The sequence below is a fragment of the Arthrobacter sp. C152 genome (genome assembly GCF_054890965.1).
Genome location: NZ_JBTZSU010000115.1, coordinates 1 through 279, shown reverse-complemented (window position 1 = coordinate 279; position 279 = coordinate 1). Strand labels below are relative to the sequence as shown.

At 57.3% G+C, this 279-nt stretch carries 1 protein-coding gene; it reads left to right on the top strand.

Annotation, left to right across the window (positions count from 1 at the left end; all coding sequences use genetic code 11):
- Positions 1 to 279, top strand: a 279-nt coding sequence (locus ACYSM9_RS21960) for a hypothetical protein (protein WP_461859057.1), incomplete at both ends; no start/stop codon positions are given.

The window sequence follows — 279 nt, the reverse complement described above, 5'->3', positions numbered from 1 at the left end:
AAGGGGAAGAAGGTGGCCCCGGCCCCCGCCGTCGTCAAGAAGCAGGAGGCCAAGAAGGTGGTCAACCCTCTGTTCGAGAAGAGGCCCAAGAACTTCGGCATTGGACAGGACATCCAGCCCAAAAGAGATTTAACGCGCTTCGTCAAATGGCCCCGCTACATCAGACTGCAGCGGCAAAGAGCTATCCTCTACAAGCGGCTCAAAGTCCCTCCTGCCATTAACCAGTTCACCCAGGCCCTGGACAGGCAGACAGCTACTCAGCTGCTTAAGCTTGCCCAC